This is a genomic window from Pseudomonas bubulae (assembly GCF_900618535.1).
GTDB lineage: Bacteria > Pseudomonadota > Gammaproteobacteria > Pseudomonadales > Pseudomonadaceae > Aquipseudomonas > Aquipseudomonas bubulae.
In genome coordinates this window covers 843,459-864,613 of sequence record NZ_UYJA01000001.1, presented here as the reverse complement: position 1 = coordinate 864,613, position 21,155 = coordinate 843,459, and the positions used below count along the sequence as shown (strand labels likewise).

The 21,155-nt window shown below is 62.6% G+C and carries 16 protein-coding genes; 6 read left to right on the top strand and 10 right to left on the bottom strand.

Going from position 1 to position 21,155, the window contains the following annotated elements; translation table 11 throughout:
* From PPTH39_RS03715 to PPTH39_RS03700, 4 genes are all read left to right on the top strand, one after another.
* Positions 1–4,686, top strand: coding sequence for a dermonecrotic toxin domain-containing protein (locus tag PPTH39_RS03715; RefSeq protein ID WP_130871614.1), 4,686 nt, complete (start codon positions 1–3; stop codon positions 4,684–4,686).
* A 72-nt stretch (positions 4,687–4,758) separates the two neighbouring features.
* On the top strand, positions 4,759–5,058 hold the full coding sequence (locus PPTH39_RS03710) for a DUF5629 family protein (protein ID WP_130871613.1): 300 nt from the start codon (positions 4,759–4,761) through the stop codon (positions 5,056–5,058).
* The gene (locus tag PPTH39_RS03705; protein ID WP_095018127.1) at positions 5,048–6,220 is read left to right on the top strand and encodes a lactonase family protein; all 1,173 of its coding nucleotides are present in this window, start codon (positions 5,048–5,050) and stop codon (positions 6,218–6,220) included. Before PPTH39_RS03710 ends, PPTH39_RS03705 begins: the two co-directional genes overlap by 11 nt.
* Positions 6,221–6,271: 51 nt before the next feature.
* Positions 6,272–6,535, top strand: a complete 264-nt coding sequence (locus tag PPTH39_RS03700; protein WP_130871612.1) for a hypothetical protein — start codon at positions 6,272–6,274, stop codon at positions 6,533–6,535.
* A gap of 79 nt (positions 6,536–6,614) precedes the next feature.
* On the opposite strand, the gene PPTH39_RS03695 is transcribed toward PPTH39_RS03700, so the two are convergent.
* The gene (locus tag PPTH39_RS03695) at positions 6,615–7,346 is read right to left on the bottom strand and encodes an anti-sigma factor family protein (RefSeq protein WP_095026882.1); all 732 of its coding nucleotides are present in this window, start codon (positions 7,344–7,346) and stop codon (positions 6,615–6,617) included.
* Positions 7,343–7,849, bottom strand: a complete 507-nt coding sequence (locus PPTH39_RS03690; RefSeq protein WP_095000559.1) for a sigma-70 family RNA polymerase sigma factor — start codon at positions 7,847–7,849, stop codon at positions 7,343–7,345. Before PPTH39_RS03690 ends, PPTH39_RS03695 begins: the two co-directional genes overlap by 4 nt.
* Positions 7,850–8,010: 161 nt before the next feature.
* Here PPTH39_RS03690 and PPTH39_RS03685 point away from each other — a divergent pair, with 161 nt between their 5' ends.
* Both PPTH39_RS03685 and PPTH39_RS03680 read left to right on the top strand, forming a co-directional pair.
* The gene (locus PPTH39_RS03685) at positions 8,011–9,093 is read left to right on the top strand and encodes a catalase family peroxidase (RefSeq protein ID WP_130871611.1); all 1,083 of its coding nucleotides are present in this window, start codon (positions 8,011–8,013) and stop codon (positions 9,091–9,093) included.
* Entirely contained in the window at positions 9,090–9,632 is a 543-nt protein-coding gene (locus PPTH39_RS03680; protein WP_095018124.1) for a cytochrome b, read from the top strand. Before PPTH39_RS03685 ends, PPTH39_RS03680 begins: the two co-directional genes overlap by 4 nt.
* Positions 9,633–9,689: 57 nt before the next feature.
* Here PPTH39_RS03680 and PPTH39_RS03675 read toward each other — a convergent pair whose 3' ends face one another.
* The 8 genes from PPTH39_RS03675 to PPTH39_RS03640 all read right to left on the bottom strand — a co-directional run bounded on the left by PPTH39_RS03675 (position 9,690) and on the right by PPTH39_RS03640 (position 21,154).
* Entirely contained in the window at positions 9,690–10,337 is a 648-nt protein-coding gene (locus tag PPTH39_RS03675) for a glutathione S-transferase (RefSeq protein WP_130871610.1), read from the bottom strand.
* Positions 10,334–13,975, bottom strand: coding sequence for an AAA family ATPase (locus PPTH39_RS03670; protein WP_130871609.1), 3,642 nt, complete (start codon positions 13,973–13,975; stop codon positions 10,334–10,336). The genes PPTH39_RS03675 and PPTH39_RS03670 overlap by 4 nt, the downstream gene beginning before the upstream one ends.
* The gene (locus PPTH39_RS03665) at positions 13,972–15,216 is read right to left on the bottom strand and encodes an exonuclease SbcCD subunit D C-terminal domain-containing protein (protein WP_095018121.1); all 1,245 of its coding nucleotides are present in this window, start codon (positions 15,214–15,216) and stop codon (positions 13,972–13,974) included. The genes PPTH39_RS03670 and PPTH39_RS03665 overlap by 4 nt, the downstream gene beginning before the upstream one ends.
* Positions 15,217–15,282: 66 nt before the next feature.
* The gene (locus tag PPTH39_RS03660) at positions 15,283–16,917 is read right to left on the bottom strand and encodes a BatD family protein (RefSeq protein WP_130871608.1); all 1,635 of its coding nucleotides are present in this window, start codon (positions 16,915–16,917) and stop codon (positions 15,283–15,285) included.
* Positions 16,914–18,656: a VWA domain-containing protein gene (locus PPTH39_RS03655; protein ID WP_130871607.1), complete on the bottom strand. Its 1,743-nt coding sequence runs from the start codon at positions 18,654–18,656 to the stop codon at positions 16,914–16,916. The genes PPTH39_RS03660 and PPTH39_RS03655 overlap by 4 nt, the downstream gene beginning before the upstream one ends.
* Positions 18,653–19,726 carry a vWA domain-containing protein gene (locus PPTH39_RS03650; protein WP_095025859.1) on the bottom strand — a complete coding sequence of 358 codons (1,074 nt, stop codon included), beginning with the start codon at positions 19,724–19,726 and terminating at the stop codon, positions 18,653–18,655. Before PPTH39_RS03650 ends, PPTH39_RS03655 begins: the two co-directional genes overlap by 4 nt.
* Positions 19,719–20,213 (bottom strand): DUF4381 domain-containing protein, encoded by a 495-nt coding sequence (locus PPTH39_RS03645; RefSeq protein ID WP_095000550.1) that lies wholly within the window; start codon positions 20,211–20,213, stop codon positions 19,719–19,721. The genes PPTH39_RS03650 and PPTH39_RS03645 overlap by 8 nt, the downstream gene beginning before the upstream one ends.
* Positions 20,210–21,154: a DUF58 domain-containing protein gene (locus PPTH39_RS03640; RefSeq protein ID WP_095000549.1), complete on the bottom strand. Its 945-nt coding sequence runs from the start codon at positions 21,152–21,154 to the stop codon at positions 20,210–20,212. Before PPTH39_RS03640 ends, PPTH39_RS03645 begins: the two co-directional genes overlap by 4 nt.
* Between the last annotated feature and the right edge of the window lies 1 nt (position 21,155).

Sequence of the window (21,155 nt, the reverse complement as noted above, 5' to 3'; positions counted from 1 at the left end):
GTGAATACAGCCGATTTACCCGACACCCGGCTGCTCCAGCAAGCCGTGGCCAGTGAGTTTGCCTTGCGCCCCAATCTGCGCAGCGTGGTTCACCAGTTGCTCCTCCAACAATTGACCGAGGCCTTTGCGCCGCAGGTCTTCGATATTTTTCATACCTGGCTGGTGCATACGGTGGCCCCGGACGGTACTGCGCTTGAGCAGCCCGGCTATCGGTTGCTGAGCAATGTGCTGCTGGAGCATATCGCCAGCCTGCAACCGCTCAACGACGACTACTACTCCGGCGAAGAGTGTTTTATCGGGGTAAGAACCGCCCATTCGCAGATGAGCCCTGTCGCGCCCATCAGCCGGGTCGTAGCACTGATGCGCAACGTGGTGCAGGGCTGGCGTGTGGCGCTGCAAAAAGCCCTGGTCGAGTACTGGAATCAACCCGCCGATGCCGGGCCGAGCCGTTTGATCTGGTTGTCGCGCCTCATTCAGGATCAACTGCTGGCCAGTGCCGAGACCACGGTTAACCTGAGTGCCCGGCAGCGCGCGGTGCTGCGCTCGGTGTTCAGTTACCCCGACCGGCTCGATCGCTACGGTTTGCCCGGCCTCGACAGCAGCACCCGGGTCTACACGGTGGCCGCGAAGATGATGGCCGCGGGCAAGACCTGGGAGGTGCTGACCCCCGATGTGCTGATTGTGCATGGGCTCAGTGGCGAAAATGGCGTTTTCCACTGCAAGGTCGACGGTACTATTCAGGCTTTCGCGTCCATCAGCGGCTTTACCCAACACTGGGGCGGCGACATGGCGGCGCGCTATGCACTGGACTCCATAACCCGCGTGCTTTATGAGCCTGAAGGCAACTTCGTGCAGGCCCAGGCCATGTGCATACTTGAACGTCATCTGGATGCCATTATGGCGCCCGTGCCGCCGGCAAGTACTGATGCCCTGGAAGTTCAGGTGCTGGACATTACCGACACCTCAGCCGTGTTCAGCGCCACGCAAGCACGTGCGCCGCGGGACCTGTCAAGTCTCTACGCCAGCCTGCCCGAGTGGTTGCGCCAGGCATCTGCAGCCGACCGGTTTGCTTATCGCAGCCATCTGACGGCGTTGGCCAGCACCAATCAGCAGGCCAATGGCCGTCGTTTCAACGACGATATCCCCAGCTTGCACGACTTCACCGTCGATGCCCTGCGCCGGCGGATGGGCCGGGATCAGCCACTGGCACCGGGCTATAACCCTGATGAGGTCGTGCTGACCTTTAACCAGCCGCTGGGCCCGGGCGGTGAGGGCACGGTCGGCACGCTCAACCCTTACACCCTGACCCTGACCGAGCTGGCCGTGCAAAACCTCAGGGGCGCACTGAGCCGCCCGGTGCGCATCAGCCATGCCAAAGGCCAGTTGATCCAGGACTGGTGGATGACCCCGGACTATGTCCGGCGCCTGGTTCAGGCGGTCGATATTGGCCAGAACTACCCGCAATGGATCAGGCGCTGTCTGCTGGGCAACCCCGAGCATGCCCAGGCAAGGGAGCGGTTGTTTGTCGATGAGCTGCGGGTGCACTTACCTTTGCAGGCGCTGGAATGCAAATTGCGCCAGCGCTGCAACTTTACCGAACGCGGTTATCAGTGCGTAAAGGGCCTGATGATGCTCGACCCTGCGTTGCGCACGATGCCCGGGCAGGCGGTGGTGATCCGGCCGCTGGCTTTTTTGGCAGCGCCCACGGCGCGGGCGGATGTGGTGCGCAACATGTTCGTGATCGGCCCGCAACAGGTCTCGGCGGGGCCCCATGTGCTTTATCGGCCCTTGTATAAGGATGCGCTGGTGGAGTTTCCGTCCTGGGCGGCACTCAGGGCGTCCATTGTGGCGCCGGGGCCGCTGCAGCAGAGCGTCCTTGACTGGCTGCCTGCCGGTGTTCGGGAGGGCTATGCGGTCGCTGGCTTCAACCGCGCTTTCCCGGCATCGTCATGGGTGTTTGACGAGTTTCCCGTGCCGCCTGTTTCCCGCCCGGCCCAGCTGGGCGAGGACGCCCTCGAGGGTGACTTCGGGCATACGTTATATACCGAAATGGCCCTGGCACTGAGCGATCTGGCAGACCGGCAAACCCTGTCCAACAGTGAGCGCCGCTGGGCCTCACTGCTGGCAGGGGGCTGGCTGCTGTTCAATACGGTGGTGCCCATGCTCAAGTTGCCAGGGGCGCTGCATGTGCTTAATGCGGTGGTGATGACGGTGCTGGCGTTGCAAACGGATGTGCAAAGCCTGCGCAGCCCTGACTCAACCTCCAGGGCGCCGGCGCTGATCGATCTGCTGTTCAATGTCGGGCTGACTCTGTTGCATCTGCGACCCACCCAGTTACCGTTACCGGCAAGGGTGCTACGCCCCGATACCGCGCTGCTGCCGCCTGAATTTCAGCAGCGACGCATTGCCCCGGAGGCCGAACCCCCGGTGCCTGCAGCTATCCGCGAAGGTGTGACTTTCTTGCCCGCAGTGCCGTTGGGCAACCATAAAAGCCAGCTGGACCATGCCTGGTTCAACAACAATTGGGTGCATATCAAGCCTTCCCATCTCGAATGGCTTGATCGCAACCGGGGGGAATGGTCCGCCACGCAAAATATGTATGTGCGGGAGGGGGTCTATAAGGGGTTGTACATACTGAACGGCAAATGGCATGCCCTTGTTGAGGATTTCCCCTATCAAATCGGAATGGATTCGTCAGGGGTCTTTCTGGTCAGTCCACGTAACCCTTCCGAGCGGGGGCCGCGTATTCAGGGTGATCACGAGGGGGTGTGGCGGTTTTCCCGCGAGGCAGGGCTGCGGGGAGGCAGCGATGTGCCCCAGGTTCTGCCCAGAGGCGTCGCCCGTATCAAGCGCATCAATGAATTGCGCAAAAAAATGGCGCTCTACAACGAGCGGGTGCCGGTTCTGCAGGCTGAAATTAATCAAGCCACCCTGGCTTATGAACAACTCGGCGCCCAGGGTGCGCCACCGACTGCCTGTATCCAGGCGCTGGAGCGCTGTATTGCGGTGTTTGAAAAGCAGCTGCCGGAATACCTTGAGGCGCTGGATCATCTGCTGCAAAAGCACGGGCTGCTGGTGGAAGACCATGACCATGTGATCGTGTCGCAGCAGTACAAGAACCTGATCCTGCTGACGGCGCATCTGTTCGACTCGAGAGTGAGTATCTGCCGTTCTCTGCAGGAAATGCACCCCGAGGTGTTCAGGGGCGAGAAGCAGGTAGTGGATGCCGCGATGTTCAAAACGGGGGCTTATCGAGCCGATTGCCTGAGGATTTTCGAACAGCTGGAGGGCGCCGTTAATGACTTCAAGGCCATGCAGGGGTATCTGGAGAAGCTGCGCGGGGTGCCAAAGTCGGGTTTCAGGGAGGCGCAGGATGCGCGCAGGCGCTATTTCGGCTATGAGGTCGAGATTGAGGGTGAGACGGTCACCCGTTACCGCTCCGATGTGCTGTGCCGATCCCATCAACTGGTGGTGCTGCGTGATCTTGTACCGCTGGAGCCGCTGGGCGATGACCGTCGCGCCGTGGATGAGATTGTCGGGCCGCTGTATTTCAAGGCTAAAAACCAGTCCGAACTTGAAGACGAAACCTTGTTCAGCCGCAGTGAACGCCTTGAAGTCCTCAGTGATGTGCGCGAGCACTACGCTGCGGCTGATGATGCGTTGAGCATTTTTCTTATGCGCCCGGGGACACGGCTCGATCAACGTCAGGTTGGGCAGGTCAGGGCGGTGATCAAGGCTCTGGATACCCGGGCCGAGGCGATGCAACTGGAGCAGGCCCGGGCCCGGGATGAATGGCTGCCGGCGCAGCCGGGGCCTTCCCGTGTGCCTGACGCCAGGCGCAAAATCGTGCGCACGCGCAACAAGGGACTGCTGATCGGAACCGTCAGGGCCAGCCCGGTACAGGGCGAGGCGTCAATTGTCGATATCGGCGACCTGCCGGTGGCCCGTGCGGCGGGTGGTCTGTCGACGAATGTCTCGACGGCCTATCAACAGACGGCGGCGGATCAATGGGTCGAGCTGCACACACCTGAGGTGGCGCCGGTACGCCCCTATGGCACGGTCAGGACCCAGGCTGCCACCCTGTTAAAGCAGGTCAATGGCGAAATTCATCGCGTAAAAAGTCACGTCAAACGCACGAAGTTCCCGCCGGAGCTGTATGGCTCTCTGGATCGCTTTGCCCATAACCTTGACCGGCTCGTGGCTGAAATCAAGGCGTTGCATCCCGATCGGGGGCCCGCGGCGGTGCCCGTGCCCGATACGCCCCAGGCATTGATCGGCCGTCTTGAGGCCGCATCAACCCGGTTGCGCGCCGAGGGGCTGGGCATCCTTCTGGGCATGCCGCCGACCTCGGTGACGGTGGATTTTTTGCTGAAGCAGGGCCAGGTGCAATTGGCCAAAATCAATCAGCGCATCGCCATGACCGGTGAGCGGCAGGATTTCGTGCAGGAATATGCCGTGCAGGATCGCGCCGGTCAGGTGCTCTGGTACGCGCATTTGCACTATGCCCAGGCGCGTGGCGGGGACGAGCACCCGACGGCGGCCCACTTCAAGCTGCCCGGCCAGCGCATGGACAGTAAAAAGAGCCTGGAGGCCAAGGCCGGGCCCGGGCAGAAAGTGCCCGAGGTGTATTACGCAACGATCAGCGAACAGTTGCTCAAGACGCATTTTTTTGGCAAAGAAGCCTGATCGCGCATCGGGTACGTGGGTTCCCGGCGCCAATTGACCTATCATTACGCCTTTCCAACAGGTGATTGATCAATGAGCGATTCAAACCAGACCTTGCGCACAGCCCTTGAAACCAGCGATATGCTGGTGATTGACGGGCTGCATGCCTGGGATCTCTCTCTGGACGATGTGCAATTGCTCATCAAGTGCATGGACGGACGTGCTGAAAAGCGCTGGCATTTCACTGCGCCACAGATTGACGCGGCGCAGTTTGACCAGGGTTTGCAAAGCTGGACCCTGGTGGGCGACTCGGGCGAGCATCGCCTGGTTTGCCTGAGCGCCTTGAGCGCAAACAACGACGACGATGAAGCCGAGGCCGAAGATGAAGTTTAAATCGCTGCCAATGCTGATGGCGCTGAGCGTGGGCGCGATGTCGGCCCAGGCCGAGTCCCGCGATGAAGTCGAACTGCTGGTGGGTTCCTATACCCAGGGCAAAAGCCAGGGTATCTACCGCCTGCAGTTTGACAGTGCCAAGGGGCATATCACCCCTGAGCCGCTGCAAGTGTTCAAGGCTGCCAACCCTTCGTGGCTGACCCTGTCCAAAGACCAGACCCGCCTGTTTGTGGTCAATGAAAACGGTCAGGGCCAGGCCGATGTGGTCGGGCGCGCCAGTAGCGTTGCCATCGATCCGAAAACCAACGCGCTGACGCTGATCAACCAGGTCAAGACCTTGGGCGAAGAGCCGACCCACTCCAGCCTGAGCGCCGACGAGCGTTATCTGTTTGTGGCCAACTACGGGGTTCACGCCGACCCTGGCGGCAGCCTGGCGGTATTGCCGATCGACGCCGAAGGTCAGTTGCAACCTGTGACCCAGATGAGCAGCCACCCGGCCAGTCGGGTCAACCCCGAGCGGCAGATGTCGGCGCATGTGCATTCGGTGGTGTCCTCGCCCGATGGCAAGTTTGTGTACGCCAGTGACCTGGGTGCAGACAAGGTGTTTGTCTATCGTTACGACCCGGTAGCCAGCCCGGAGCATCCACTGGTAGCCGCGGCACCGGCCTTCATTGAGTTGCCGGCAGGTAGTGGGCCGCGTCATCTGCTGTTTTCCAAAGATGGCAAGCATGCGTACCTGACCACTGAAATGAGTGCCCAGGTGTTTGTGTTCGACTATGCCGATGGCCAGCTCAAGCAGCGTCAGGTGGTGGATCTGGCTCAGGGTATGCCTGCGCAAAACCGTGCCGCCGGTGCTGTGCATGCTTCACCTGACGGCCGTTTCCTGTATGTCAGCAACCGTGGCAAGGCCAATGAAATCCTGGTGTTTGCGATCGATCCGGGCAATGGCGAGTTGACTGAAGTCCAGCGCCGCTCGGTGGAGGGTGATCACCCGCGCGAGTTTGCCCTGAGCCCCAATGGCAAGTTTTTGCTGATTGCCAACCAGATGAGCAATGCCATTGTGGTGCTTGAGCGTGATCCTGCCAGCGGCAAGCTGGGCAAGGCCGTGCAGTCCCTGGCAATGGACGCGCCGTCTGATGTGAAATTTATCAACCGCCCGTAATCAAGGGCGTGCTGGCCTCTATCAATTGCGCTGATAGAGGCTAGTGCTGCAATGAATTTCTGCACGATCGCCCTTGGCGTTAAGTTGGTTGCACGGCCTGAAAAGGCAAGCAAACCAACTGAATCGTCGAGGGTTAGTGCCATGAACTTCAATCTGTTCTCTGTAATTGCTGCTTCAGCCATCTCCGCTACTGTGGCTTTGCCTGCCAGCGCGACCCCGGTGCTTGGCGACAAAAAGTCCGCGGCCTATACCCAGAAATACCTGCAACAAAGCGCCCATTTTTATGCGGCGCTGAATCATAAAACCCGCTCTTGAGAGCACGCTATCCGTAGCAGCTGCCGAAGGAACGAGACTGCGTTCCTTCGGCAGCTGCTACGAAATACTTGTGCGCCGTTTAAAGCTTCACCGTCTCCAGCAACCCGGCCGGGCCAACCATGGCGTAGTTGTAGCCAGGGCCGGACCAGTACTGGGCCTGCAGTTCGCCATCCTGGCGGTTACCCCGTGGCAACAGGCTGTTGTGTGGCCCAGGCGGACGGATATAGAAGCTGATCTGGCGCCCTTGCCGATCCTGGTATAACACCATCGCTGCGCCGCCCTGGTCGGTGGTCAGCAGGCGACTGCTCACCGGTCTGAAGCCTGCGCCCGTCAGATCCGGCAAGCGTTCGGCGTGGCTGAAGTAACGGTCAACCCAACCTTGCATCTCGCTGCTTTGCACGACGTTATAGTCCGCGGGCAAAAAACCCTGCTCGGCAAACATGCGATGGGCTGCCAGGGCGTCGCTCATGGGCAGGCTGCCAGGCTGGATGATTTGTCGGGCTTGCCAGCCCCCCAGCCCACCCACACTCACGGCAATCAGCAGCACCGCCGCACTGGCCCAGTGGCGCCGTGATTGTCGGCGCTGGCGCTGGCGCAGGGCCGTCGGGTCAAGTGCCGGGTTGGCCGGTTGCAGCAAGTCTTGGTTCAACGCAGAGCGCAGGTTCTGTGCATCGCGCTGCCAGGCTTCGACCTGGGCGGCGATAGGCGGGTTGGCTTGCAGATAAAGCTCAACTTGATGGCGTTGAGCATCGCTGAGCGCGTGATCGACGTAAGCATGAAGGTCGCGCTCGCTGGGCGGGATGCTGATCATTTGAGTCTCCGCAGGGCAGGGCGGGTGATTTCGCCCTCGCTGAGTTGGCGCAAGGCGTTGCGCGCTCTGGACAGGCGCGACATGACGGTGCCGATCGGCACGTCGAGTATTTCGGCCACTTGTTTGTAGCTCAAACCCTCCACCGACACCCACAACAGCAGGGCGCGCTGTTCGGTGGCCAATTGGTCGAAGGCTTCGAGTGTCGATTGGGCAAGTACCGTGCGTTCAGTCGAAGGCTGGGTGTCATCGCGGCCGGTAAAAAATTCCAGCATGCGCGCATAGCGCCGTGACCGCCGGTGGTTGTCGACAAACTGGCGATACAGGATGGTGAACAGCCAGGCGCGCAAGTCACCGTCAGGGCGTTTATCGGCCACGCTGCCAAGGGCTCGCTCCAGGCAGTTTTGCACCAGGTCGTCGGCATTGCTGGCATGACGGGTCAGCGACAGGGCGAAGCGCCGCAGGCGCGGGATCAGTTCACGCAGTTGCTCATCAAGTGAGGTCATCGTCTGGCCAAATGACTGGGTGGGTGCAGGCAAGACGTTCAGGATGAGGCCTTATTCCCGGTGTTGTCGAAAAAAATTAATCGTTCATGGCTGGAATAAGGTTTTGCGGCCTGCGTCCTATAGGTCATTCACCTCACGGTCCTGTGGCCCCGGAGTTTTATATGGTCGATCAATTGCCGCCTGTGCGGCCCGCCACACCCCCGTTGAGTCCTGCCAGTGTGCTGTTGCGCCTGGCGGGCATCGGAGGGGTGGTGGCGGTTATCCTCGGCGGGTTCTATTACGTCAACGGCACGCTGGACCCGCAGCGTTTGAGCCCCGGCAAGCTGGTCAATGCGCTGGAACACAATAACGGCGTGCATCCAGGTTACCGGCGTAACCATGCCAAGGGCCTGTGCGTGGCGGGTTATTTTGAGGGCAATGGTGCTGCGCAGGGGTTGTCTACCGCGCAGGTATTCGGTACCGGGCGTACGCCGGTGGTCGGGCGCTTTGCCTTGCCCAGTGGCAACCCCTATGCCCCCGACAGCAGTGTGCCGATCCGCAGTTTTGCCCTGCGCTTTACCCAGGCCAATGGTCAGCAATGGCGTACAGGGATGAACAGCATGCCGGTGTTCCCGGTGGGCACGCCTGAGGCGTTCTACCAGATGCTGCAAGCCGGTGCCCCAGAAGCGGCCACGGGCAAGCCTGCGCCCGGTGCCATGCCGGCGTTTTTTGCCGCGCACCCGGAAACGGCGGCCTTTTTGCAATGGGTCAAAACCGCGAAACCCTCGGCCAGCTATGCCACCGAGAGCTATAACGGGATCAATGCGTTTTATCTGGTCAACGCAGCCGGGCAGCGGCAGGCGGTGCGCTGGGGTGTGGTGCCGTTGGGGCAGGACGCGCCGGGTGCTGCGGCGCCCGACGATGCCGATTATCTGGAGCAGGATCTGGATAAACGCCTGGCGGCGGGGCCTTTGAAATGGCAGTTCAACCTGACATTGGCCGAGGCGGGTGACCCGACCACTGATGCCAGCAAGGCCTGGCCAGCGGGGCGCAAGGTGGTGGATGCAGGCACCCTGGTACTGGTTAAGGCCCAGGCGCAGAACGACGGCGAATGCCGCGATATCAATTACGATCCGCTGATTTTGCCCAGTGGCATAGAGGGCTCGGCTGACCCCTTGCTGGCGGCGCGCTCGGCGGCCTATGCCAGTTCCTATGTACGACGCACCAGCGAAGTTGACCAGCTACCCAAGGAGACACGGCCATGAGCGCACCCACTAAGCATTTCGCCCCGGTGGCGCGCCTGCTGCACTGGCTGATGGCGCTGATGATTATTGCCATGCTGTTTATCGGCGCAGGTATGGCGGCTTCGGTGTCGCAGCGGCATGAATGGCTGCTCAATCTGCACAAGCCCTTGGGTATCGCCATCCTGTTGCTGGTGGTGGTGCGCCTGTTTGTGCGTTTTGCTACCCGCCAGCCGCCGTTGCCTGCAGATCTGCCTGGGGTACAGGTGCTGGCGGCCAAGCTGTCCCATCTGTTGCTGTATGCCTTGATGCTGGTGTTGCCGCTGGTGGGCTGGGCGATGATTTCGGCAGCGGGGGACCCGGTCATGCTCGGCGGTTCATTGCAGTTGCCGGGTATTCTGCCGGCTGATCCCAGGGTGTTTGCATCGTTGCGCAAAGCGCATACGTTTCTGGCTTATTTGCTGTTTTTTACCGTCCTGGCCCATTTGGCAGCGGCGCTGTTTCATGGCTGGGTGAGGCGCGACGGGGTGTTGCAGAGCATGGTGCGGGGCAAGCAGGGTTGAGCCTGAATCAAAAGCCCCTCACCCCAACCCTCTCCCGGAGGGAGAGGGAGCTGATTATCAGTGGTCATGAAGTCGCGTGTGCTCAGTCCCCTCTCCCTCCGGGAGAGGGCTGGGTGAGGGGCTTTTGGCCATCGCCGAAGCAAACAGGTCAGAAGCCAGAAACCGCTCCAGCCAGGCATTCAAGTGCGGCAAGGGCGCCTGCGCAAACCACTCGCGATCGACATGGGCAAACTGCCGAACAAAAGGCGCCAGAGCCACATCGGCAAGACCCAGCGCAGACCCTGCAAGGTACGGCGTGTGCGCCAGCACATCTTCCAGCCGCTGCAAATACTCGACACCCTGAGCCCGGTAATGCTCCATCGGATGCTCCGGATAGCGAATGGCGTATTTGTAGCGATCGAGGAGTACCTTGAACACGCTGTCATTCGCCTCGATCAGCCCCCTGTGATCCGCTTGCAGCCAGTTGTCCGGGTCATGTTGGCCCAGCGCCCAGAGCATGATTTCCAGGCTTTGTTCGATCACCCGGCCATCAGCACAGACCAGCACCGGCACCGTGCCCTTGGGCGAGGCCGCGAGCATTTCGGTCGGCTTGGCCTTGAGGCTGACTTCGACAATCGATAACGGCACGCCGCTGTAACGCAAGGCCATGCGGGCCCGCATGGCATAGGGGCAGCGGCGGAAGGAATAAAGCAGGTGCCGGTTCATTTCACCTCCACGGTGCTCAAGCCGTTGCCCTGGCGCTGCACCTGGATTTGCACCGGGATGCGTTCATGCATTTCCTGCACATGGGAAATCACCCCCACCTTGCGCCCCTGGGCCTGCAGGCCGTCCAGGGCGTCCATGGCCAGTTGCAGTGACTCGGGGTCGAGGCTGCCAAAGCCTTCGTCGATAAACAGCGATTCGATTTTCAGGGTGCTGGAGGCCATCGACGCCAGCCCCAGGGCCAGGGCCAGCGACACCAGGAACGTTTCACCCCCCGACAGCGAATGCACCGAGCGCAGCTCGTCACCCATTTCGGTGTCCATCACCAGCAGGCCAAGCATGCTGCCGCCACGCTTGAGGCGGTAGCGGCGTACCAACTGGCGCAATTGCGCGTTGGCGTGATGCACCAGCAGGTCGAGGTTGTAGGCCTGGGCGATCTTGCGGAATTTGTCGCCGCTGCCCGAGCCGATCAGCTCGCTGAGGCGCGCCCAGCGTTGCCATTCGCTGTCGGCTTGGGCGATACGTTGCCCAAGCGCCTGATTGACGTCCTGGCGCCTCTGGTCTTCTGCCTGTTGTGCGCGCAGTTCGGCGATCTGCTGTTCGCTGGCGCTGATCTGCGCAGTGAGTTCGGCCAGTGCCTGGTTGAGGACGTCGGCGTCCAGGTTGCCATTGGCTTGCGCCTGGTGTTGGGCCAGGCGCTGTTCGCGCTCCTGCAGCAGTACGCGGGCTTGCTCGACGGCTTTTTCGCCGTTTTGCAGTTGCTGACGCAGTTCGCGCACCTGTGTGTCGTCGTAACTGAGCAACTGTTGCAGTTGGTTGTCATCAAGTTCGCTGTGCAGCGCGCGCCATTCGCTGAGCCGGGCGCTCAGGTTGGCGTGTTCCTGCTGCAAGGCCTGCAGGCGCTCCTGGCCGGATTTGAGCTCGGCGGCCAGTTGCAGCAACTGGTTGGCGGTGACCTGCAAGGTTTGCCCTGCCTGGGTCTGGACCGTGCGGGCCTGTTCGACAGCCTGCTCCAGGGCCTGCTGCCACTGTTCGGCGCTGCTGTAGTCACCCAGCAACGCCTTGAGGCTGTGCTGGCTGGCCTGTTGCTGGGCCTTCAGTTCGCTGACGCTGCGCTGCAGGGCGTCCAGTTCCTTGTTGCGATTGGCTTGCTGATACTGCTCGCGCTCGATGCTGCTGGCCCGCTGCGCCTGCTCGTTCTGCTCGTCGCGCTGCTGATCGAGTTGGGCCACTCGCTCAGCCACTTGCTGGTCGAGGCTTATAAAGCAGGCGGATGCGTTGTCGCGCAGGGCATTGAGGGTGGCCGGTGGCAGCAGGCTGGCAAATTCGCGCAGCTCGTCCTCAAGGCGCTGGCTGTCGGCATTGAGGTGTAATTGCTGCTCTGCCAGTTGCTGGCCAGCGAGCTGGCTGGTCTCGCTGCAGCGCTGCACTTGTTGCTGCAGGTGGGCCGCTTCCTTTTGCAGGCCAAGCAGGACGTTCTGGCGCTGCTCGTCCTGGCTGATGCTGTGCTGCAACTGGTTCAGGCGCAGGGTCAGCCATTGGGCGCGCTTGTCCGGGGCCTGGGCCTGCCACTGTTGATGCAGTGGATGCGCTTCAAGGCTCGGCGCGAGGGCCTGTTGTTCTTCAATGAGGTGTTGATGTTGCACACGCAGTTCCTGGATCTGCGCTTTCATTGCGCTGAATTTATCGCGCAACTGATCCAGTGTTTCTTTAAGCCCGTCTACGGTTTGACGGGCGTTGGTTTCTTCCCGTTCATCGTGGCGGGACAAGCTGTGCAACAAGGCTTCGGGCTGGTGGTAGGGGTGTTCGTGGCTGCCGCATACCGGGCAGGGCTGATCGTCCTGCAGTTGTTCGCGCAGCTCTTCAACGCTGGCGCTACGGGCCAGGCGCTGGCGCTCCAGTAGCTGGCGGGTGATTTGCAGGGCTTGCTCGGCAGCCTCGTACTGACTTTTGGTCTGGTTGCCTTGCTCGACCAATGTTTCGCGCTCGGCGTGCAGTGCCTGCAGTTTGGTGTGTAACGCCAGCAGGCGATTGTCGAGGGTCTGCCGGGTGCTGCACAGGCGTTGCAGCTCTTCAAAGGCGCGCTGCTGCTGGCGGTTGTCCTGGAGCAGGCTGCCCAGGGTCTGGATTTGCTCGTTGACCGCATGGGGCTCGGCGCCTGCTTCCTGGAACAGGATTTCCAGGCTGTTGCGCAGCTCGGTCAGTTGTTGCGTGGCCTGCTGGGCGCGTTGTTCAAGGCCGGGCAGTTCCTTGCGCCCGGTAGTGAGGTTATTGCTCAGCCGCACCAAGTGTTGCAGCCGGGGGCGATAGGCGTCCCAGGCGCTGGTCAGTGGCGCCAGTTCGCGGCTGTGTTCGAGTTGTGTGGCTATGTGCGCCAGGCGTTCGGTGCCTTGCTGCTGGCGCTCAAGCAGGGCATTGAGTGCCTGCTGGCCTGTGCTGCAGGCCTGTTCAGCCTGCTGCTCGAGGGCTTGTTGGGTGCTCAGGGCCTGGGTCATGCGATCGAAGTTGGCTTGTTCCAGCAGGGCTTGCTGGACCTGCGGTGCGGCTTCCCGTTGCTGCGTCTGTGCCTGGGTTGCCGCCAGCGTGGCGCTTTGCACCTGGGCTTGCAGCTGGACCTGGCGCTGGCTCAGTTCGGTCTGTTGCTGCAGCTGGGCGCCGATGTGCTCGGCCAGCGGGTTCAGTTGCCCATTTAGCTCGGCAAGGCGGGCAAATTGATGCCGTTGCGGCGCCAGTTGCTCAAGCAGATGCAGGGTCTGGCGCTGTCCGGCCTGGCTGTCGAACAGGGTTTGTGCCTGTTGCAGTTGCTCGGCCGCGCTCTGGCGCTGTGCTTGCAGTTCGCCCAGGGTGTTGAGCCAGGTCTGTTGCAGCTCTAGCTGTTTGAGCTGGCCCTGCCGGTTTTTCAGCTGTTGCTGCGCTTCGTTGAACTGTCGGTCCAGTTCGGCACGGGCTTCGGGTTCCAGGGGGGTAATGCCCACAGCCTGGTCTTTGAGTTGCTTGAGCGCTTCCCGGGCTTCTTTGGCCTTGTCGAAGGCACGCTTGCCCAGGCGCGTATAAAGGGCCGTGTCGGTGAGCTTTTCCAGCAGTTCACTGCGCTCGTTGTCATCGGCCTTGAGAAAGGCGCTGAATTCGCTTTGCGCCAGCATCACCGCACGGGTGAACTGTTCGAAGTTCAAGCCCAGGCGCGCTTCGAGCTGGACTTTGTAATCGCCTTTCTGGCTGGCCAGCAGTTGATCGCTGTCCAGGTCGCGCAGGCTCTGGCGGCTGGCCTGCAGCTTGCCGGTGGCCTTCTCGCGGGCGCGGTTGGCTTCCCAGCGGGCGCGGTAGCGGCGCCCGTCGATACCGACAAAATCCACTTCGGCATAGCCTTCACCGGTGCCGCGGCGCAGCAGGGTGCGCGGGTCGCCGGTGGTGATTTCACCGTCGGCATCCGGCACTTTGGCATCGCGACCGGTGTTGTTCAGCCGTGGCACGGCGCCAAACAGGGCCAGGCACAGGGCGTCGAGCAGGGTGCTTTTACCGGCGCCGGTGGGGCCGGTAATGGCGAACAGGCCGGCACTGGCCAAAGGTTCGGCGGTAAAGTCCAGTTCAAAGGGGCCCGCCAGGGAGGCAAGGTTTTTCAGGCGAATGGCGAGGATTTTCATGGCTGTTCACCTTCTAGCTGTACTTCCTGCAGCAACACGGCAAAGTCCTTGAGGGTCTGTTCGTCGACTTCGCTGCCGTAGCTTTCCTGCCAGGCGCGGCTGAACAGTTCCTGGGGGGTGAGCTGGTCGAGTTCGATCAGGCGGGTGGCATCGTCATCGCCGTGGCGGCTGCCGCTGCCGGCATAGTCGGCGGCGATGCGCACCAGGCGTACGGACTTGCCCTGCAGCGCGGTTTCGATCTGCTGGCGTAAATCGGGCTGCGGTTCGTCGAGGGTGACCCGCACTTCGAGCCAGGGCTGGCGCTGGGTATCGGCGAGCAGGTCGATATCAGGCAGTGCGGCCAGGTGGGTGAGGATTTCAGCCAGTGGCAGCGGGCCAATGCGTTGCAGGTTGACGGCGCGGGGAATCAACAGCGGCTCAACGCTGACCAGGGTTTCGCCTTTGAGGGTGACATCGAGGATCTGGTGCTGATAGCCAATTTCCGAGAAGGACAACGGGATCGGCGAGCCGCAATAGCGGATGCGTTCTTCGCTGTTGACCCGCTGCGGCTTGTGTAAATGGCCCAGGGCCACATAGCTGATATCGGGCCCGAACAGGCTCGCGGGCAGGGCTTCGGCATTGCCGATGATCAGGCTGCGCTCGGAGTCTTCGCTGACCGAGCCGCCCGCCATATGGGCATGGCTGATGGCGATCAGGGCCTGGCCCGGCTTGCGTTTGGCGTTGGCGGCTGCGATCAGCCATTCATGCACCTGGCCGATACCGCGCAGGTAGTCATCGCCCAGGTGGGCGCCGGTGACTTCGGCGGGGCGCAAAAACGGCAGGGCCAGGCACCAGGCGGCAATTTTGCCCTTGGCATCGGGCAAGGGGATCAGCAGGCGTTCGGCATCGAGCTGGCCGTCGTCGAGCCACAGCACCCGGCCCAGGGCATGGGTGCGCAGACGACGCATCAAGGGGGCGGGCAGTTCGATCCGCGAGCCGGAGTCGTGGTTGCCGGCAATCATCACGATGGTCAGTTTGGGCTGTTGCTCATGGGCGCTGACGATAAAGTCGTAGAGCCGCTCCTGGGCTTTGACCGGCGGGTTGACGGTGTCGAAGATATCACCGGCGATCAGCAACACATCGGGCTTGTGTTCTGCCAGCCGGGCCAGTAGCCAGGTGAGAAAACAGGCGTGTTCGAAGTCGCGGTCCTGGCCGTGGAGGTTTTGCCCCAGGTGCCAGTCGGAAGTGTGAAACAGGCGCATGACAGAATCCGTTTTCAAAGGTGCAGGCAGCCCGTTCGCTCAGGCGGTTCAGGGGCTGCCTTGAATTTATTTGGGGTAAAGCGGCGGCAGGCTGCTCGGCTCGGCGCTGTCTTGCTGCTCGCGCTCGGCGGCAGGAATACTGCGGATGGCCTTCCACAGTTCTTCGCCTTGCCAGTGCTGGCCGGTTTCGCTGTAGAGCGCCCCATTGAGGCCGTCGAGGGCATCGGACAGTAATACAAAACGAGCGGCCATGTCGGCCAGGGTTTCCGGCTGTTGCCGCGCCCAGGCATCCAGGGCCTGGCGGGTGGCTTGCGGGTCGTTGGCCAGGCTCGCGCGCTTGAGGTCGTCCAGCAGGGTGCGCGGGCTCGGGCCGGTTTGCGCGGCGCGCAGGATTGCCGGTTGCCAGCGGGCACGCCACCACAGGCCCAGGCTCGCCAGGGTGGTGAATGCCAGGAACAGGGTGCTCAGTTGCCAGATCCACAGCGAAGACGTTTCGTTCAGGGCTGCGGGTGTGCCGCTGGCAGGCGTGTCCACGGCCAGATTGGGGTTGGCCGCCGCCATCAGGGTGCGGGCGGGCAGGTAAGTGCGCTCCAGATGATCTTCGTGGGTGTTCCACCACACCACTTCGACTGCGGGCAGTTCAATCTGGCCAACCCGGGTCGGGACCAGTGCTTCGCGTTCTTCGCGGCTGCCGATCAGGCCGTTTTCGGTGATCTGGTTGCTCAGTTGCGGCAGGTCAGGGTAGCGCCGCAGGCCGTTGACATCGGTGGCAGGCAGGGGCGGCAGCTGGGCGCTGGACAGGCCTTCGGCCTTGAGCGTGAGGGTGCGGGTCAGGGAGTCACCGACGAGTGTATGGTCAGGTTCCAGGTTCCAGGTTTCGCTTATGCTCAGGCTGCGCGCAGGCAACCAGGGAGCCGTGGCTGGCCAGGCGTCGGGCTTGGGCAACACGCTCAGGGGGATTTCAGCCGAGGTTACGTGGACCATCTTGCCGGGTGTTGGCCCCAGCGGGGCAGGGGCCGTGGCTTGCTGGCTGTCGACCTGGGTGGCGCTGAAGGTTTGTGCCGGGATGATCAGTTCGCCGCTGCGCTGCGGGTAGATGCCGTAGCGGCGTTCGATCACACCATGGCGCACGCCGTTGATAAGCTTTTCATAGGTGCGCGACTCGCCCAGTTGCTCGACGATGGCGTCGTCCAGGTGCAGGGTGGTCAGGCTGCTGTCGTCGTACAGCGCTACGGAGTGGTAAATGCGCAGGGTCAGCAGCGCCTGTGCCTGCACATAGACCTTGGGCTGGTCGAGGCTGGCCTCGATAAACACCGGTTCCAGTTCGCTTTCGCTGGCCACGCTCTGGGTCACGGTGAGGGTGATCGGCTGGCTGTGGTAGTCGCCGATTTGCAGTGACGGGATGATCACCGTGCCGGTCTGTCTGGGTTGCAGGGTGATGATCCAGCGGGTGGTGCCCTTGTTGTCGTCGCTGAGGCTGTTGAGCTGGTTGACCTGGCGAGTGCCGCGCACTTCGAACAGCCCGTCCAGCGGGGTGAGGTCGGGCTTGCCGAACTGGGTGACGTCGTCGGATTCCAGGGTCAGTTCGACGGTTTCACCGGAGTTGAGCTGGTCGCGGTCAACACTGGCGATCAGGCCCAGGGCGTTTGCCGGCAAGGTCCAGCAACACAGCAAAAGAAGCAAAACACAGAGGCGGTTCATTTGGGCGTGTCCTGATGGAGCTGCTGTTCGTACCAGAATTTGCGGCGTAACAATTCGGCAGGGTTGTCGGGGATCTGTCTGAGCCATTGTTCCAGGGCCTGGCGCTGTTCTTCTGCGGTCTGGTTGGCGGCCGGGGCGGGCGGGCGCGTGGTGGGCCCGTCGTCCGGTTCGCCGTCGGCGTGCGGAGCAGTGTCGGGGTCGAGCTGCTCGTGCGGCGCAGGCTCGGTGGTGGGGCTGGTGGCCGAGCTGTTGTCTTCATTGCGGGTGCTGCTGCTGGTGGCACCCTGTGCGCTGCTGCTCAGCGGGGTTTCAGTCTCGGCTGGCGCGGGCGGCTCGGGGGGGTGTTCGGCTTCGGCTTCAGCTTCGGCCTGGGCGCGTTGCTGCTCGAGCAACTGTTCGACCAGGGCTTTGTTCTGTGCCGCAGCCTCCAGCTCGGGTTGCAGTTCCAGCGCCTGTTCCCAGGCATCGATGGCCGCTTCCAGCTCGCCGTTCATGGCCAGTGCATTGCCGCGATTATAGTGCGCGCTGGCGCTGTTGACTTCGGCAAAGCGTCGGGCTGCACCCGCATAGTCACCCGCCCGGTACAGGGCCACGCCCTGCCAGAGCGGGTCGCTGAAATGCTCCACGGCCAGCAGCGGCTTGTTTTGCTGCAACAGGCGCAGGCCCTGTTGGTCGGGACGCAGCCACAGGTCGGTAAAGCTCATGGCCTGCGCGGGCTGCGGTTGCAGCATAAACAGCAGGGGCAGGCAGAACAGCCAGCCACGGCGGCCCGCGCAAGCCACCAGCAGCAGAAGCGGCAGCAACAGCCAGTAACCCTGGTCGGCCCAGGTATCCAGTTGCAGGGTCTGGCCGTCATTGCGCAGGTTGCGCGGGCCGTCGAGCAGGCCCAGGCCGCGCAGGTCGTTGTCATCCAGACGCGCCTGGCGGTAGCGGCCACCTATATCGAGGGCAAAGGCGCGCAGGCTCGGGCTGTCGAGACGCGGCAGGAGAATGGCACCCTGGTCGTCCTGGAGAAACTGCCCGTTTTCATCCACCACGGGGGCGCCTTCGCGACTGCCAATACCCAGTATCAGCAGTTGCGGTGCATGGCCGCTCAAGGCCTGGCGGATGCCGTTGCGCTCCTGCTCACTGAGCGATGAGGTGATCAGCAGCAAGCGGCCCTGGCCCAGTGCGCTCTGATCCAGCAGTTCAAGGGCTTTGCCAATCGCCAGGTCGGCGCGATGGCCCGGCTGCGGCATGATCGACGGTTTGAGGGCTTCAAGCAGGTTGCGGCTGGTGGCCATGTCATCGGACAGCGGCACCAGGGTATGGGCGCTGCCCGCGTAGACAATCACGCCGGTTTGCGCGTCGCTGCGGTTTTGCAGCAGGTCGTAGATTTTGCGCCGTGCCTGCTCAAGACGGTTGGGCGAACTGTCGGTGGCGAGCATTTCGGGGGTCAGTTCGAGCATCACCACCAGCGGGTCTTCGGGTTTCTGCGAGGACTGCTCGACGCGCTGCCAACTGGGCCCGAGCAGGGCCAGCAGGGCCAGCAGCCAGCCGAGCCCGAGGGCGATCCATGGCAATTTGCTGCTACGCCCGCTGCCGCCGCTGAGCAGCACCCGATGAAAAGCCGGCGGCAGGATTTTCTGCCAGCGGCCCGCGCGTTTTTCCCGGTGCCAGCGCTGCCACAGCAACCAGCCGAGCAGCGGCAGGATGAGCAGCCATTCGGGGCGGAACCAGTGCGGCCAGAGCGTGCTCATCGACGCCTCCGCAGGCGCAGGCGTGTGAGGCGCGCACGCCAGTCAGGATGTTGCTGCAGAAAATGCTCCTTGCTCAGCCAGCGCTGCACAGGGTTGTTGGGCCACAGTTCGCGGATCACCAGCAGCATACTGAGCAACAGGGCCGCGGCCAGCGGCCAGCTGTAGAGTGCCTGCGCCGGACGCGCCTGGGTCGGTTGTTGGGCCACAGGCTCCAGTTGGTCGAGGGTGTCCTTGATGGCCGCCAGTTCACCGCCGTTGCGGGCGCGGAAGTAGCGGCCACCGGTGACTTTGGCGATTTCTTCGAGTGCCGGCTCATCGAGGTCGACCCCGGGGTTGATGCTGAGCAGGCCCTTGCTGCTCTCGTCCGGGTCTGCGCCGATGCCGATGGGGTAGATTTTGACTCCCTCTTCGGCAGCCAGGCGAGCGGCGGTCAGCGGGTCGATATGCCCGCCGTTGTTGGCGCCATCGGTAATCAGGATCAGCACCCGGCTTTGTGCCGGGCGTTGGCGCAGGCGCTTGAGGGCCAGGCCAATGGCGTCGCCGATGGCGGTGTTCTTACCGGCGATGCCAATGCGTGCTTCGTCGAGCCAGGTATGCACGGTGTGGCGGTCGAAGGTCAGCGGCGCTTGCAGGTAAGCCTGGCTGCCGAAGAGGATCAGGCCGACGCGATCGCCCTCACGGTTTTCGAGGAACTCGCCGAGCAGGTTTTTGACCAGGTCCAGGCGGGTTACGTCTTCGCCCTGCCATTGCATGTCGGGGTAGTCCATCGAACCCGAGACATCCACCGCCACCAGCAAATCACGGCCGCTGGCGGCAATTGGCAAAGGTTCGCCCAGCCACTGCGGGCGGGCAGCGGCCGTCAGCAACAGCAGCCAGAGCAGGACATGGGGAATTTGCTGGCGCCAGGAAGGCAGGGTGGCGCGGGCCTTGCGCCGGGTCAGTTGTTCAAGGTCACTCAAGAAACTGACCTGCAGCGCCGCCTCCCCGCTGTCGGCAGGCGGCAGCACCAGGCGCATCAACCAGGGCAGGGGCAGCAGGATGAAGATCCACGGCCAGGCAAATTCAAACATGTTTGCGAATCCAGGTTTCGACCGCCTGATTGAGCCCGGCAATGGCCTTGTCGTCGAGCTTGCACTCGGGCTTGTAGGCACCTTCGACCAGCACCATCCAGCGGGTCAAGCCGGCAGCCGGGCAGCGGTTGTCCAGGAACGCCAGCCACTTGCGGCCATTGAGGGTGTGGCTCTGGCTGTAGGGGTAGTGGTTGCGGCACAGGCGCTTGAGCAGGCCGTTGAGCTGTTGCAACCAGGCGCCGGCCGGTGCGCCATCGTAGGGTTTGGGGAACCGGGCCAGTTCTTCCAGGGCAGCCAGGCGTACCGGGTCAAGCGGTTGTTCGGTGCGTGCCGGCAGGCGTTTGGCGGGCAGGTAGCGACGCAGCCACCACAGGCCCCATCCCAGGGCGGGCACCACGAGCAATAATAGCCACCAGCCCGGCGCTGGCGGCCAGATGCCGAGTGCAGGCGGCAGGATCAAGGGTTGCAGTTGTTCAAGTTCTTTCATGAGGCTTTGCCGGGGCGTTTGGCGTTCAGGTATTCGCGCAGCTGTTCGACCATCTCGCTTTGAGTGCTCAGCGGCATCAGCAACACCCGCAGTTTTTGCGCCAGCAGTTCCCAGCGGGCGATGCGGGCCTCGGCCTGGGCGCGGTAGGCCTGGCGCAGATCATAGTTGAGGGTGTCCAGTTCCAGTTGCGCGCCGCGCTCGGCAAAGCGCAACAACCCGGCAGCGGGCAAGGCGTGGTCGAGAGGATCGGACAACGGCAGTAGCATCAGGTCGCAATGGCGTGACAGCAGGCTCAGTTGCTGCTCGGCGGCGTCGGTGAGGCCGCGTTCATCACAGATCACGATCACCAGGCTGCCGGGGCGCAGTACTTCACGGGCGCGGATCAGGGCCATGCCCAGCGCGTCGCGGTCCGATTGCACTTCGGTGTGCAGCGACTGGTTGACCCGCACCAGGCGGTTCAGCAGCTGCAGTAGGCTCTGCTTGCTGCGCCGTGGTTTGATTTCGTAGTGTTCATGGTCGCCAAATACCAGCCCGCCAACACGATCGTTGTGACCCAGGGCGGCCCAGCCGATCAGGCTGGCGGCCTGGGCGGCAAGCACCGACTTGAACATCAGCCCCGAGCCGAAAAACAGCCGCCGGCTTTGTTCGGCAAGGATGAAAATTGGCCGCTCGCGTTCCTCATGGAACATCTTGGTATGCGGTTCCTGGGTACGCGCCGTGACGCGCCAGTCAATGGTGCGCACATCGTCACCGGCCTGATAGACCCGCACCTGATCGAAGTCGACCCCGCGTCCGCGCAGTTTCGAGTGATGCAGGCCCACCAGCGGGCTGCGCTGGCTGGGCGAGGCGAACAGCTGCACTTCACGCACCCGATGGCGCATCTCGATCAGTTCCGCAAGGGTGACGCGGATGCCGGGCTCGGCGGGCAGGGGGGTGTTCATG